The 13471-nt window shown below is 71.6% G+C and carries 13 protein-coding genes; 5 read left to right on the top strand and 8 right to left on the bottom strand.

What is annotated here, in order from left to right:
* Positions 1-2: 2 nt before the first annotated feature.
* Positions 3-950 (bottom strand): DNA polymerase ligase N-terminal domain-containing protein, encoded by a 948-nt coding sequence (locus H4W80_RS27680; RefSeq protein ID WP_192787760.1) that lies wholly within the window; start codon positions 948-950, stop codon positions 3-5.
* A gap of 10 nt (positions 951-960) precedes the next feature.
* Positions 961-1815: a helix-turn-helix transcriptional regulator gene (locus tag H4W80_RS27675; RefSeq protein ID WP_192787759.1), complete on the bottom strand. Its 855-nt coding sequence runs from the start codon at positions 1813-1815 to the stop codon at positions 961-963.
* A 102-nt stretch (positions 1816-1917) separates the two neighbouring features.
* On the opposite strand from H4W80_RS27675, the gene H4W80_RS27670 reads away from it, so the two are divergent.
* Positions 1918-2640, top strand: coding sequence for an SDR family oxidoreductase (locus H4W80_RS27670; protein ID WP_192787758.1), 723 nt, complete (start codon positions 1918-1920; stop codon positions 2638-2640).
* Between the two features lie 5 nt (positions 2641-2645).
* Here H4W80_RS27670 and H4W80_RS27665 read toward each other — a convergent pair whose 3' ends face one another.
* The 5 genes from H4W80_RS27665 to H4W80_RS27645 form a co-directional block, all read right to left on the bottom strand.
* The gene (locus H4W80_RS27665) at positions 2646-3326 is read right to left on the bottom strand and encodes a FadR/GntR family transcriptional regulator (protein WP_192787757.1); all 681 of its coding nucleotides are present in this window, start codon (positions 3324-3326) and stop codon (positions 2646-2648) included.
* Between the two features lie 25 nt (positions 3327-3351).
* Entirely contained in the window at positions 3352-4371 is a 1020-nt protein-coding gene (locus H4W80_RS27660) for an MBL fold metallo-hydrolase (RefSeq protein WP_192787756.1), read from the bottom strand.
* 44 nt (positions 4372-4415) lie between these two features.
* Positions 4416-5531 carry a steroid 3-ketoacyl-CoA thiolase gene (locus tag H4W80_RS27655; RefSeq protein WP_192787755.1) on the bottom strand — a complete coding sequence of 372 codons (1116 nt, stop codon included), beginning with the start codon at positions 5529-5531 and terminating at the stop codon, positions 4416-4418.
* Positions 5532-5573: 42 nt separating this feature from the next.
* Positions 5574-6563 (bottom strand): sigma-70 family RNA polymerase sigma factor, encoded by a 990-nt coding sequence (locus H4W80_RS27650; protein WP_192787754.1) that lies wholly within the window; start codon positions 6561-6563, stop codon positions 5574-5576.
* Between the two features lie 91 nt (positions 6564-6654).
* On the bottom strand, positions 6655-7596 hold the full coding sequence (locus H4W80_RS27645; protein WP_192793770.1) for an NADP-dependent oxidoreductase: 942 nt from the start codon (positions 7594-7596) through the stop codon (positions 6655-6657).
* 78 nt (positions 7597-7674) lie between these two features.
* On the opposite strand from H4W80_RS27645, the gene H4W80_RS27640 reads away from it, so the two are divergent.
* Complete coding sequence (locus H4W80_RS27640) at positions 7675-8634, top strand: GlxA family transcriptional regulator (RefSeq protein WP_192787753.1); 960 nt, start codon at positions 7675-7677, stop codon at positions 8632-8634.
* 271 nt (positions 8635-8905) lie between these two features.
* Here H4W80_RS27640 and H4W80_RS27635 read toward each other — a convergent pair whose 3' ends face one another.
* Complete coding sequence (locus H4W80_RS27635; protein ID WP_192793769.1) at positions 8906-9502, bottom strand: TetR family transcriptional regulator; 597 nt, start codon at positions 9500-9502, stop codon at positions 8906-8908.
* Positions 9503-9736: 234 nt separating this feature from the next.
* Between H4W80_RS27635 and H4W80_RS27630 the strand changes: the two genes are divergently transcribed.
* The 3 genes from H4W80_RS27630 to H4W80_RS27620 are packed head-to-tail and all read left to right on the top strand — an operon-like array spanning position 9737 to position 13467.
* On the top strand, positions 9737-11341 hold the full coding sequence (locus H4W80_RS27630; RefSeq protein WP_192787752.1) for an AMP-binding protein: 1605 nt from the start codon (positions 9737-9739) through the stop codon (positions 11339-11341).
* On the top strand, positions 11342-12313 hold the full coding sequence (locus H4W80_RS27625; protein ID WP_192787751.1) for an acyl-CoA dehydrogenase family protein: 972 nt from the start codon (positions 11342-11344) through the stop codon (positions 12311-12313). It abuts the gene before it with no gap.
* On the top strand, positions 12313-13467 hold the full coding sequence (locus tag H4W80_RS27620) for an acyl-CoA dehydrogenase family protein (protein WP_192787750.1): 1155 nt from the start codon (positions 12313-12315) through the stop codon (positions 13465-13467). Before H4W80_RS27625 ends, H4W80_RS27620 begins: the two co-directional genes overlap by 1 nt.
* The last annotated feature ends 4 nt before the right edge of the window (positions 13468-13471 follow it).

The following is a 13471-nucleotide window of genomic DNA, read 5'->3' as shown; positions in this document are numbered from 1 at the left end:
GCTCAGGTGGGGATGTACAGCCAGGACTTCGAGGGCCCTGGCTCGTACGCCGAGTCGAGGCGTTTGGCCACGATCCCGGGCAGGCCCTGCTCGCGGGCGGCCTGGCGGACCGGGCCCGCCTCGCCCGGCCACGACGGAGCGGTCTGCCAGTGCGCTCCCGCCAGTTCCAGCGCGTCCAGCGCCGCCCGCCGCTCCGTGTACGGCTCGTCGACCAGGGAGCGGCCGTCGTCGTACAGCAGGTCGTAGAAGACCAGGATCTCGGCGCCGCCGAGCGTGGCCACCTCACCGTCCAGCATCGCCGTGCGGCTGCCGAACGACTCCGCGAGCCCCCGCAACCACGGGTGCTCGCGCGCGGCCGTCGTGCGCCCGCCCTCGATGGGGACGAGCAGGCGGCGGCCGCCCCACGCGAACTCGAAGGCGTAGGCCGAGACGTCCTTAGGGGGCTTGGCGCGTTCGGTCGGGAGCATGGGTTCGGGCGGCGGGAACGGGTCGCGGGCCCGGGCGTCCATGCGGTGGATCATCCAGTTCTGGCCTCGGGTCCGGAACAGGACGAACCGCCCCGAGGCCCGCCCTCCGTGCAGGACGAACTTGACCTCGCGATCCGACCATTTCTCCGTCTCGTACGTGCCGGTGTCCCAGACGGTCATCGTGCCGCCGCCGTACTCGCCCTTGGGGATCTCGCCGTGGAACGTGAGGTACTCCATCGGGTGGTCCTCGGTGTGCACGGCCAGGTGGTTGGTGTCGGGGTCGGCGGGCAGGCCCTTGGGGACGGCCCAGGACACGAGGACGCCGTCGCGCTCCAGCCGCAGGTCCCAGTGGAGGGAGCGGGCGTGGTGCTCCTGGATGACGAACGCGTTGCCGTCCCCGGTGGAGGGCGGCGATGGGGGGACGGGTTCGGGGGTGCGGCTGGCGTCGCGTTTGCTCCGGTATCGCTCCAGTTTGTCGGCCACGACAGCGCTACTACCCGCCCGCACCAAGGTTCTGCGTGCCGATGACCTTGAGGAGGCGCAGCGCCTCGTACGACGGCGATCCCGGCGCCGCGGTGTAGAGCACGATCCACTGGTCGCCCTCGGGCACGTGCAGTGTCTCGCAGTCGAGTTCCAGCCACCCCACCGCCGGATGGTTGATCCGCTTGCGCGCGGACCTGCGGACGGTGACGTCGTGCCCGGCCCACAGCTCCGCGAACTCGGCGCTGCCGGCCAGCAGGCGCTCGATGAGCCGGCGGATGCCGGGGTCGTCCGGGTAGCGGGCGGCGGCGGCGCGCAGGTCGGCCACCGACTCCCTGGCGAAGCGCCACGCGCCGTCGGGGTCGTGGCGCTCCCGGGCCCGGGGGTCGGTGAAGTAGCGCCAGATGAGGTTGCGTTCGCCGGGCGGCAGCACGGAGAAGTCCGTGAGGAGCGCGGCAGCGAGGGGGTTCCAGGCCAGCACGTCGTACTTGGCGTCCGACACGAGCGCCGGGGTGTCGTCCAGCCGGTCGAGCAGGTGCAGGACGCCGGGCCTGACGTCCTGTGCCGGGCCGGGAGGCGGTCCAGGCGGCTCGCCGGTCAGGTAGTAGAGGTGGGCGCGCTCGTCGTCCGTCAGCCGCAGCGCCCTGGCGATCGCGCCGAGCATCTGCCGCGACGGCCGCGGTCCGCGGGCCTGTTCCAGGCGGGCGTAGTAGTCGACGGACATGCCGGCCAGCCGGGCGACCTCCTCGCGCCGCAGCCCGGGCGTGCGGCGGCGCTTGCCGCCCTCCAGGCCCACGTCGGACGGCCGCACCAGTTCGCGGCGGCTGCGCAGGAAGCCCGCCAGGCCGGCCCTGTCGATCCGGTCCATGATCTCAGGATGCCTGGTCCGCGCGGCCGTAACCAGGGACTGCCGGTCCGGGGCTCAGCGGGTCTCTCCCGCTCGCACGCGGCCCCGCCCAGCCTTGACGGCATGAACATCGCACTCATCACCGGTGCCAACAAGGGCATCGGGTACGCCACCGCCCGCGTACTGGCCAAGTCCGGATATGTCGTCCTTGTTGGTGCCCGCGACCCCGAGCGCGGCAAGAAGGCCGCCGAAGAGCTGGCGGGGGAGGGGCTCGACGCCCGGTTCGTACGCCTGGACGTCACCGACCTGGACACCGTGGAGGCGGCCGCCGCTCACGTCGAGCGCGAGTTCGGCCACCTGGACCTGCTGATCAACAACGCCGCGATCAGCCGCGACCAGGAGCGCACGCCGAGCCGGCTCCCGGTCGAGGACCTGCGCGAGGTCTACGAGACGAACGTGATCGGCGTGGTCGCCGTGACCAACGCCATGCTCCCGCTCCTGCGCAAGTCGCAGGCCGGCCGCGTGGTGAACGTCTCCAGCGGCCTGGGCACGTTCGCGTTCCTGGCCGACCGGGAGTCCGAGTGGCGCGAGTACGCGACCCTGCTCGGCTACAACTCCTCCAAGGCCGCGCTGAACGCCGTCACCCTGATCTACGCCGAGGAGCTGCGCGACACGCCGATCAAGGTCTACGCGGCCGCGCCCGGTTTCTGCGCCACCGACCTCAACGGCTTCATCGGGACGCTGACCGCCGACGAGGGCGGCGAGCACGTGGCCCGCCAGGCCACCCTGCCCGAGGTCCCGACCGGCGTCTTCCTCAGCGAGCAGGGCGGTACCAACCCCTGGTGACGGGGTCAGTCGAGATCGAGCGCCTTGCGCAGCCACGACTCCACGCCCGCCACGTGCACGGTCGCCCAGGACCGGGCCACGTCGGCCTGGCGGGCGGCGATGGCCTCGTAGATCGCGGTGTGCTGCTCCCGCGTCTTGTCCATCGCCCCCTCCTGGGTGAGCCCGCGCCAGATCCTGGCCCGAGTGGTCGGACCTGACAGGCTCTCGATGAACGAGCAGAGCACGCTGTTGCCGGAACCCCGGGCGATCCGCTGGTGGAACTGGAGGTCGTTGGCCACCAGCTCCTCGACCGTCGGCTCCGCGGGCAGGGACTCCAGGATCACGCGCAGTTCCTCGACGTCGGCGTCGGTCATCAGCTCCGTCGCCATCGCCGTCGCGGCCGGCTCCAGGATGCGCCTGACCTCGAAGAACTGGATCACCGTGTCGTCGCGGTGCAGGTCGAGCACGAACGACATGGTGTCCAGCAGCAGCCGCGGCTCCAGGCTGGTCACGTACGTGCCGTCGCCCTGACGTACGTCGAGCACGTTGATCAGGGACAGGGCCCGCACGGCCTCGCGCAACGAGTTGCGTGACAGGCCGAGCCGCTCGGCGAGGTCGGCCTCCTTGGGCAGCCGGTCGCCCGGGGCCAGCTCGCCCGAGAGGATCATCTGTTTGATCTTGTCGATGGCCGCGTCGGTGACCGCCACGCTTCTCTCCCTAGACATCGGATGTCTAGGAGTCTAGAGCCTGGAAGCGGACCAGATCGACACCGGGGACCCGGCGAACTTCGCCCCTGGCCTCCAGGGTGCGCAGGTGCGCCGCGGCCTCCCCGGCCGCCATGCCTTTCAGCATCGGGGACAGGTCGTCCCAGGGCCTGTTCCATGTCATCATCGCGGCGACCTCCCAGATGGTCAGCGGTTGCGGCCGCTGGGCCAGGAGGGCGCGCAGCCGTACGAGCTTCTCATCGTGATGGTGGCGGATCTGGGCGGCTCGCGCGGCCACATCAGGAAATATCCATTCGTGTGCGGGCAACGCGTCCAGGGGTCCCAGCTCGGCGACGCGGTCCAAGGAGTCCAGGAAGTCACCCAAGGGATCGACATCGTCCCGGTCATACGGATAAATCCCGACGTGGGGGGTGATGTCGGGGAGGACGTGGTCACCGGTGAACAGCCGGTCGGCGTCCTCCAGATGCAGGCAGATGTGCCCCGGGGTGTGGCCGGGCGTGTGGACGGCCCGGAGTTTGCGGCCGGGCAGGTCCACCAGGTCCCCGTCCCGTAACCGGCGGTCGGGCAGCGCCGGCGGGGTCGGGCGGCTCACCGCCTGCCGCGCCTCGCCCGGATCGGCCCCGGCCCGCCTGAGCATGTCGGACTGGAAGCTCTCGTGCTCCTCGGCCGCGTAGTCGTGCATGAGCCTGACCAGCGCCGCGTCGGCCTCGTGCATCGCGATCCACGCGCCGGACACGTCCTTGACCTGGCCCGCGAGCCCGGCGTGGTCGGGATGGAAATGGGTGACGACCACCCCGCTCACCGTGCTCACGTCGATGCCGAGCGTGGCGAGGCCGCCGCTGAGCGCGTCCCAGGCGTCCGGATGGTTCCACCCGGCGTCGACCAGCACCGGCCCCTTGGGGGACTCGAGGGCGTAGACGAGCGTGTAGCCGAGCGGATTGCCCGGGATGGGCACCGGCACGCTCCACACCCCGCCGCCGAGATCCTGCGGCCGCTGCTCCGCGTACGGCCTGCGTCTGCTCTTCATGCGCCCCCCGATCGGGTAATGACTGTCACCGGCCGGCCACGCCCTCAGCCGGCCCGCTCAAGAATGGTGGCCGTGGCCAGCGCCCCGCCGGCGCACATCGTGACCAGCGCGGTCGCCGAGTCCGACCGCTCCAGCTCGTGCAGCGCCGTGGTGATCAGCCGCGCGCCCGTGGCGCCGACCGGGTGACCGAGCGCGATCGCGCCGCCGTTGACGTTGACGCGGTCGAAGTCGGGCTCGTGCACGCCCGCCCACGACAGCACCACCGATGCGAACGCCTCATTCACCTCGAACCTGTCGATGTCGCCGATCGTCATCCCGGCCGCCGCCAGCACCTTGGCCGTCGCCTCCACGGGCCCGTCCAGGTGATAGTACGGCTCCGCGCCGACGAGCGCCTGCGCCAGGATCCGCGCCCTGGGCCGCAGCCCGTGCCGGGCGGCCGCCTCCTCGCTCATCACCAGCACCGCCGCGGCGCCGTCGGAGATCTGCGACGAGGTGCCCGCGGTGTGGAGGGCGCCCTCGGCGACGGGCTTGAGGTTGGCCAGGGTCTCGACCGTGGTCTCGCGTAAGCCCTGGTCCCTGCGTACGTCCCCGACGGGCACGATCTCGCGCTCGAACCGCCCGTCGGCCCACGCCTTGGCCGCCAGCCGCTGGGAGCGCGCCCCGAGCCAGTCGAGCCGCTCCCGCGTCAGCCCGCGCCGCCGCGCGATCCGCTCGGCCGCGGTGAACTGGTCGGGCAGGTCGATGCTCCAGTCGTCCGGCTTGGCCGTGGCGGGCCGCACGTTGCTGCCGAGGGGCGCCCGGCTCATCACCTCGACGCCGCACCCGACACCGGCCTCGATCACGCCCGCGCGCACCATCGCCGCCGCGAGGTGCACCGCCTGCTGCGACGACCCGCACTGCGCGTCCACCGTCGTCACCCCGGCCTGGTACGGCAGCCCGGCGTAGAGCCACGAGTAGCGCCCGACGTGGCCGCCCTGCTCGCCCGCCTGCGTCACGCATCCGGCGAACACCTGCTCGACGACCGCCGGATCGAGCCCCGACCGATCGACGAGGCCGTTCAGCGCGGTGGCCAGAACCTGTTGCGGTTTGTGCCCGGCCAGCCAGCCGGCGCGCTTGCCGATGGGGGTGCGTACGGCCTCGACGATCACAGGTGTGCCCACAGTCGCCTCCAGAATGATGCTCTGGCGAGACTGTAACGCGTTCTACTTTGTCGTGGAACCCTCCAGCGTCGACGGCAGCCCGAACGTCTCGAACAGGCTCTCCTCGAAGAACATGCCGACGTGCTTGACCTGCTCCCCGGCGAACGTCACCACCATGATCGCGAACTGCCCGTAGACGCCGTTCTCGCGGTAGTACACCGCGAACGCCGGCTGCCCGTTGGCGGCGATCGGGACCAGCTTGAGGTCGCCGGGGCGCTCGGCCGGGCACTGCGTCCTGGTGAGCTCCACGATCGCCTCGGGCCCCTGGTACCAGCCGACGAACGGCGGCATCTCCCAGACCGCGTCCTTGGTGAACAGGTGGACCAGGCTGTCGACGTCGTAGTTCTCGAACGCCGCGACATAGCGGTCGAGCTGGGCCCGCTGCTCGGCCGACAGCGGCTCGACCGGGTCGTCGAGGCTCGGCTGCACCTCGTTGAGCTGGGCGCGGGCCCGCTGGAGGATGCTGTTGACGGCCGCGGTGGACGTCTCCAGCGCCTCGGCCACCTCGGCGGCCTTCCACTTGAGCACGTCACGCAGCACCAGCACCGCCCGCTGCCGCGGCGGCAGGTGCTGGAGCGCGGCGATCAGGGCGAGCCTGATGCTCTCGCGGCCGGCCACGATCGTGGCGGGGTCGTCGCCGCCGACGCCCATCAGGGCGTCGGGCACGGGCTCCAGCCACGGCACCTCGTGGTCCGACACCAGGGGAGCGGTCGGCTCGGTGCTGGGGGCGCCGAGACCGGTGGGCAGCGGCCGCCTGCTCCGGCTGTCGAGCGCGGTCAGGCAGGCGCTGGTGGCGATGCGATAGAGCCACGTGCGCAACGAGGAGCGCCCCTCGAAGCCCTCATAGGCCCGCCACGCGCGCAGATACGTCTCCTGGACGAGGTCCTCGGCGTCGTGCACCGAGCCCATCATCCGGTAGCAGTGCGCCAGCAGCTCGCGCCGCATCGGGTCAGCCTGTTGGAGGAACTCCTCGTTCGTCGGCTTGTCGGTCATACCCCCTGTATAGACGTTGCCACTGACATTTCGGCGAGTTCTGGCGGCGATTAAGACGAACCTTTTACGGAGCCAAAGAAATGACCATGAATCAGTGGGGGACGGTGAGGACGATCTTGCCGGTCACCCGATTCGTCTCGCCGAGCTCGTGCGCCTTGGCGGCCTCCGCCAGCGGCAGGGCGGCGGCGATCTCCACGCGCAGCCTCCCCGCCTCGACCAGGGCAGCGAGCGCGCGCATCGCGGCATGGTCGGGCTCCACCAGCATGCCCTCCGAGCGGATGCCCAGCTCGGCGGCCCGCCGGTGCAGCTCCGGGCTGAGATCGCTGAGCACCAGCGACACGATCGTGCCGCCCTTGCGCAGGGTGCGCAGCGAGCGCAACCCGTAGTCGCCGCCGATGGTCTCGAGCACCACGTCCACGTCCCGGACGACCTCGGCGAAGTCCTCGTTCCGGTAGTCGACCAGCTCGTCGGCGCCCAGACCGCGCAGGAACTCGTGCTTGGCCGCGCTGGCCGTCCCGATCACGTACGCGCCGCGCGCCTTGGCGATCTGCACCGCCAGGTGCCCCACGCCGCCCGCGGCGGCGTGAATCAGCACGCGCTGGCCGCCCTTCAGCCCGGCGACGTCCACGAGCGCCTGGTACGCGGTCAGCCCCGCGAGCGGGATCCCGGCCGCCTGGACGTGGTCGACGGCGGCGGGCTTGCGCACGAAGTGGCGGGACGGCGCGGTGACGTACTCGGCGAAGGCGCCGTGCCCGTCCGGGTACTTGAGCATGCCGAACACCTCGTCGCCCGGCTTGTAGAGCGCCTGCCCGACGCCGGAGTCCTCGACCACGCCCGAGACGTCGTAACCGAGCACGAACGGCAGCTCGTCGCGCAGGAAACCGCCGCCCGCGCGGGTCTTCCAGTCGGTCGGGTTCAGGCCGGCCGCCTCCACCCGCACCAGCACCTCGGTCGGGCCGGGAACGGGCCGCTCGACCTCAACCGTCTTCAGCACCTCAGGGCCGCCCAGGACGTCCTGGCTGATCGCTTTCATCTTCATGAGACCCAGCCTGCTGGTTCCGGGGTCAGACCCGCGAGTGGCCCAAAGGTCATGATGTGTAAAAATCGGGCCATGCATCGCGTCGCCGTCCTCGCCGCCGACGGGGTCATCCCGTTCGAGCTGAGCGTGCCGTCCAGGATCTTCCTCGTCGCGCGGGGGCCCGGCGGCGAGCCGCTCTACGACGTGGTCACCTGCACGGTCGACGGCCGCCCCGTCGCCACGGCCGCCGACTACTCCATCGCCGTCGGGCACGACGCGAGCGTGCTGGCCGGCGCCGACACGGTGGTGGTGCCGGCCGCGGAGTGGTACGACGGGCTCACGGGCCCGGACTCGCTGCCCGCCGGGCTGGCGGCGGCGCTGGCCCGGATCCGCCCCGGCACCCGGATCGTCTCCATCTGCATCGGCACGTACGTGCTGGCGGCGGCCGGGCTGCTCGACGGCCGTCCGGCGACCACGCACTGGCGGCACGCCGAGCGGTTCGCCACCTTGTTCCCGAAGGTGCGGGTGGACGCGGACGTGCTGTTCGTGGACGACGGCGACGTGCTCACCTCGGCCGGCGCCGCGGCCGGGGTGGACCTCTGCCTCCACCTCGTCCGCCGCGACCACGGCAGCCGGGTCGCCAACCAGGTGGCCAGGGCGTGCGTGGTGCCGCCGTGGCGGGACGGCGGCCAGGCGCAGTACGTCGAGCACCCGGTGCCCGAGCCGTCCAGCGTCGGCACCGCCCCCACCCGGGCCTGGGCCATGGAACGGCTGGGCGCGCCGCTCCGGCTGGACGACCTGGCCGAGCACGCGGGGATGAGCAGGCGCACGTTCACCCGGCATTTCCGGCAGGAGGTGGGGCTGAGCCCCGGGCAGTGGCTGACGCAGCAGCGGATCGCGCTGGCCAGGCAACTGCTGGAGAGCACCGACCTGCCGGTGGACCGCATCGCGGAGCGCGCCGGCTTCGGGACGGCGACCTCGTTCAGGCAGCACCTGCAGGCGGCGGTGGGGGTCTCGCCGCACGCGTATCGGCGCACGTTCCACATGGGGTGACCGGCCCACCGGAACGCATGAGGTGATCGGGCCACCGGGACGCAGGAGGTGATCGGCCCACCGGGCAGCACTTAGGCGGCCCACTGTGCGCGCCGTAACGGCGGCGCGCCACTGAAGGGTCAGCGGGCGTTTCCTGGAGGGCCGTGCTCATGGTCGCGCTCGCACGGGGCTCCGCTGGTCACGCAAGCTGCCGCTCTCCGCCCCAGGCTCGCCGCTCCGCCAGCCGAAGTGCGGCGGGTGGCCTGCCCGTGCTCCGCCGTAAAATATGGGGTTATATATCGGCGAGAAGCCTGTCGGCGGAGGTTTCGATACGACGCTGGATCTGATCATAGGTGCGGCGGCCGCGGAGCATCTCGAGGAGCTCCTGCACCCACACGCTGGCCAGCGACCCCGCGAGGTCGGCCTGCTCCTCGGTGGCGTCCTCGAGGCTCAGGCCGTCGGCCGAGACCCGCAGCAGCAGCCCCGTGATGCGCTCCCCGAACGGCGTCTGCACCTCAGCCATGATCAGCGATCGGATGAGCGCGTCGGCCAGCTCCGGCTCGCGCATCAGCCCGCGGGTCGCCCGCATGAGCACGTCCACCGCGCGGCTCGACGGGGTGGTGGCCCCTGGCGGGCGCCGCTCGATGCTGCTCTCGAGGAGGTCGATCTCCTCGCCCACCACCGCCACCACCAGGTCCATCTTGGACGGGAAGTAGCGATAGAGCGTGCCAAGCGCCACGCCCGCGCGCTCGGCCACCGTGCGCATCTGCATGGCTTCGACGCCGCCGCGCGAGGCCAGCGCGGCGGCGGCCTGGACGATGCGCTTGCGGCGTTGGTGCTGGCTACGCGTACGGACGCTGTGCGTGCCCGGCGTGGGGTGGCTCTCCATGGTCCCCTCGGTGTCACTGGAGGGCGCGTCGTGCGTGGTACGCATAAGAACACGTTATCTGATTTCTCGGCGACACGGCTTGTTACTCGCGGGTCACAAAGAAGCCTTATAGCCCCATGTCTGTGGCGTTACAGCCGTATGTCGCGACTTATCAGGATAGGTGGGCACTGGACAGATATTAGAATCTGTTCTAGTTTGCGATTCGGCTGACCGAGCGCTTGGTGGAGGCTCCGGATGGCGGCGAACACGCTGGCGGCCCTGCTGCGCGCACGGGCCGACGACGATCGACCTGGGCTGATGTTCGAGGACACGACGTGGTCGTGGCGCGAGCACGTGGCGGCCTGCCGCGCCGCCGGGGCCTGGCTGTCCGGGCGCGGCGCGGGGTTGCACGTGGGGGTGCTCAGCGAGAACGTTCCAGGGCTGGTGTTCCTCGTGGGCGGGGCGGCGCTGTCCGGCCACGTGGTCGTCGCGCTGAACCCCACGCGGTCGGTCGACGAGCTGATCCGCGACGCCCGCGCCACGGACGTGGACCTGCTGCTCGCGGACGCCCCGTACGCGGGGCTGGCCGGGCCGCTGTCCGAGGCGCTGGGGGTGGAGGCGCTGCCCCTGCCGGACGCCTCGTCGTCTCCCACGGACGCCGTGTCCGGAGAGGATCCCGCGCCCGAGGACCTCGTGATGCTGATCTTCACCTCGGGCACCTCCGGCCGCCCGCGCGCCGTGCGGATCACGCAGCGCAAGATGGCCGTCCCCGGGTTGAGCCTGGCGGCGCTGCTCACCCCGTCCGACGTCGTGTACTGCTCGATGCCGCTGTTCCACTCCGGCGCGCTGATGGCCGCCTACGCCCCGGCCGTGGTGTCGGGGGCGGCGCTGGCGCTGCGGCGGCGGTTCTCGGCGTCGGGGCTGCTGCCCGACATCAGACGGTACGGCTGCACGTACCTGCACTACGTGGGCAAAGCGCTCTCCTACGTCCTGGCCACCCCGGAGCGCCCCGACGACGCCGACAACCCGCTCAGGATCGCGTTCGGGAACGAGGGCAGCGCGGTGGCGACGCGGAGGTTCGGGGAGCGGTTCGGGTGCCGGGTGATCGACGCCTTCGGCTCCACGGAGACGGCCATCTCGCTCACCCCCGACCCGTCCGGGCCACCGGGATGCCTGGGGCGGCTGCCCGAGGGCGTCCGGATCCTCGATCCGTTCACCGGCCGTCCCTGCCCGCCGGGCCGCGTCGAGGACGGCCGCCTGCTCAACCCGGACGAGGCCGTCGGCGAGCTGGTCAACGTGCGCGGGCTGGGGCTGTTCGACGGCTATTACAACGACCCCGAGGCGGACGCCGAGCGGATCAGGGACGGCGCGTTCTGGTCGGGCGACCTGGCGTACGCGGACGGCGACGGCTACGTGTTCTTCGCGGGGCGCGGCACCGAACGCCTGCGCGTGGACGGCGAGAACCTGGCGGTCGCGCCCATCGAGGCGGCGCTGAGGGAGTTCGCGGGGGTGGTCGAGGCGGCCGTCTACCCGGTGCCCGACGCGGCGGCGGGCGACCAGGTCATGGCGGCGCTGGTGCTGGAGGGTGGCTTCGAACCGGAGGCGTTCACGGCGTTCCTGGCGACTCGCCGCGATCTGGGCACCAAGTCCTTACCCCGATATATCCGCCTTTCTGATCACTTGCCCCAGACGCCCTCCCACAAGGTCATCAAGCGGGTCCTCGCCCGCGAGGGCTGGCGCACCACCGACCCCGTCTGGGTGCGGTCGGGCTCCGGGCTCCGGCCCCTGACCGACTCGGACGTCAAGGGGATCGAGGAGGAGTTCGTACGGCACGGCAGGCAACACCTCTTGGAGACGTGAATGGACTTCAACCTGGACGAAACCCAGCAGGACCTGCGGAAGCTGGCGGCCGAGGTGCTGGCCAGGGAAGGGGACGAGGAGCGGCTGCGGCAGGCCGGGCTCATGAGCGTGTGCGTGCCGGAGGAGGCCGGGGGAGCCGGGCTCGGGCCGGTGGAGATGGCCGTGGTGCTGCGGGAGGTGGGGGCGCGGGCGGCGCCGGTGCCCGCGCTGCCCGCGCTGGTGAGCACGCTGACGCTGGCCCGCTATGGCACCCTTGACCAGCAACGGCGCGAGGGCGGGCTGACCCTCGCGCTCCGCGAGCCCGGCAGGGCGCTGGCCGACCCGCCCTCGACGGCCGCCCGGGCCGTGGACGGCGGCTGGACGCTGACCGGGCGCAAGGTGTCGGTGCCGCACCCCGGCGACGCGGTGCTCGTCACCGCCGACGAGGGCCTGTTCCTGGTGGAGTCGCCGGCCACGACCCCCGAGTACACCTCCACCGGCGAGCCCGCCGCCACGCTCGTGCTCGACGCAACCCCGGCCGAGCGGGTCGCGGGGGCCGACGCGGTCACCGGGGCCCGGCGGCTGTTCATGGCGGCCGTGGCGGCCCAGGCGAGCGGCGTGCTGGCGGGCGCGCTGGAGCTGACCACCGAGTACATCAGGACGAGGAAGCAGTTCGGCCGGCCGCTGGCCGAGTTCCAGGCCGTGACCATGCAGATCGCGGACGTCTACATCGCCGCCCGGGCCCTGGACGTGGCCATGTGGTCGGCGGTCTGGCGCCTGGCCGAGGACCTGCCGGCCGACGAGGACCTGGCGCTGGCCGCGTACCACGTCAGCGAGGCGTGGAAGGCGCTCTACACCTGCCAGCACCTGCACGGCGGCCTTGGGCTGGACGTCACGTACCCGCTGCACCGCTATTTCGCGCAGGCCAAGCACCTGTCCCACCTGCTCGGCGGCGCCGACGCCCAGCTCGACCTGATCGGAGCGCTCCTCTGATGCTGATCGACCTGACCCCAGCCCAGCGCGCCCTGCGCGACGAGCTGCGCGAGTACTTCCAGGGCTGCCTGACCGACGAGGACCGCAGGAAGATCGCCGAAGATCCGTTCGGCGGGGCCTACATGGAGCACTGCCGCCGTCTCGGCCGCGACGGCAAGCTCGGCCTCGGCTGGCCCAAGGAGTACGGGGGAGGCGGCTACGGCCCCCTGGAGCAGCAGATCTTCGCCAACGAGATAGCCCGGGCGGGCGTCCCGTACCCGATCATCACGGTGCAGACCGTGGGGCCCACGCTCATGCAGTACGGCACCCAGGAGCAGAAGGACCTCTTCCTGCCCCGCATCCTCGCCGGCGAGTGCCACTTCGCCATCGGCTACAGCGAGCCGGAGGCCGGCACCGACCTGGCCTCCCTGCGCACCACGGCCGTGCTCGACGGCGACCACTACGTGGTCAACGGCCAGAAGGTGTTCACCAGCGGCGCGCACTACGCCCAGTACATCTGGCTGGCCGCCCGCACGAACCCCGAGGCCAAGAAGCACAAGGGCATCACCATGATGATCGCCTCCACGGACGACCCCGGCTTCTCGTGGACGCCGATCGTCACCATGGACGGTCGCCACCACACGAACGCGACCTACTACAGCGACGTACGCGTGCCCGTGGACATGGTGGTCGGCGAGGTGGACCGCGGCTGGGACCTGATCGTCAACCAGCTCAACCACGAACGCGTCACCCTCGGCCCGGCCGGTAACCTCGGCCAGACCTACGACCGCTTCCTCGCCTGGGCCCGCCGCACCGGGGTGGCCGACAATCCGGACGTACGGCGGGCGCTGGCCAGGGTGTGGGGCTTCTTCCGCACCAACGAGCTCCTCAACTGGCAGGTCGCCGCGAACATGGACCTCGGCTGGCTCGGCGCCCCCGACGCGTCGGCCACCAAGATCTACGGCTCCGAGCGCATGCAGGAGGTCGGCAGGATCGTCGGCGACATCCTGGCCAGGTACGGGGACCCGTCGGATCGGGAGACGGCCGAGCTGCTCGAACGTACCGATCACGGGGTGAAGGGGGCGGTGGTGCTGACGTTCGGCGGCGGGGTGAACGAGGTGCAGCGCGAGCTGATCGCCATGCTCGGCCTGAACCTGCCGAGGCCGCCGCGATGATCCC

This window comes from Nonomuraea angiospora, from assembly GCF_014873145.1.
Lineage (GTDB): Bacteria > Actinomycetota > Actinomycetes > Streptosporangiales > Streptosporangiaceae > Nonomuraea > Nonomuraea angiospora.
The sequence above is the reverse complement of the archived record's forward strand: the minus strand, read 5'-3'. Positions and strand labels throughout refer to the sequence as shown.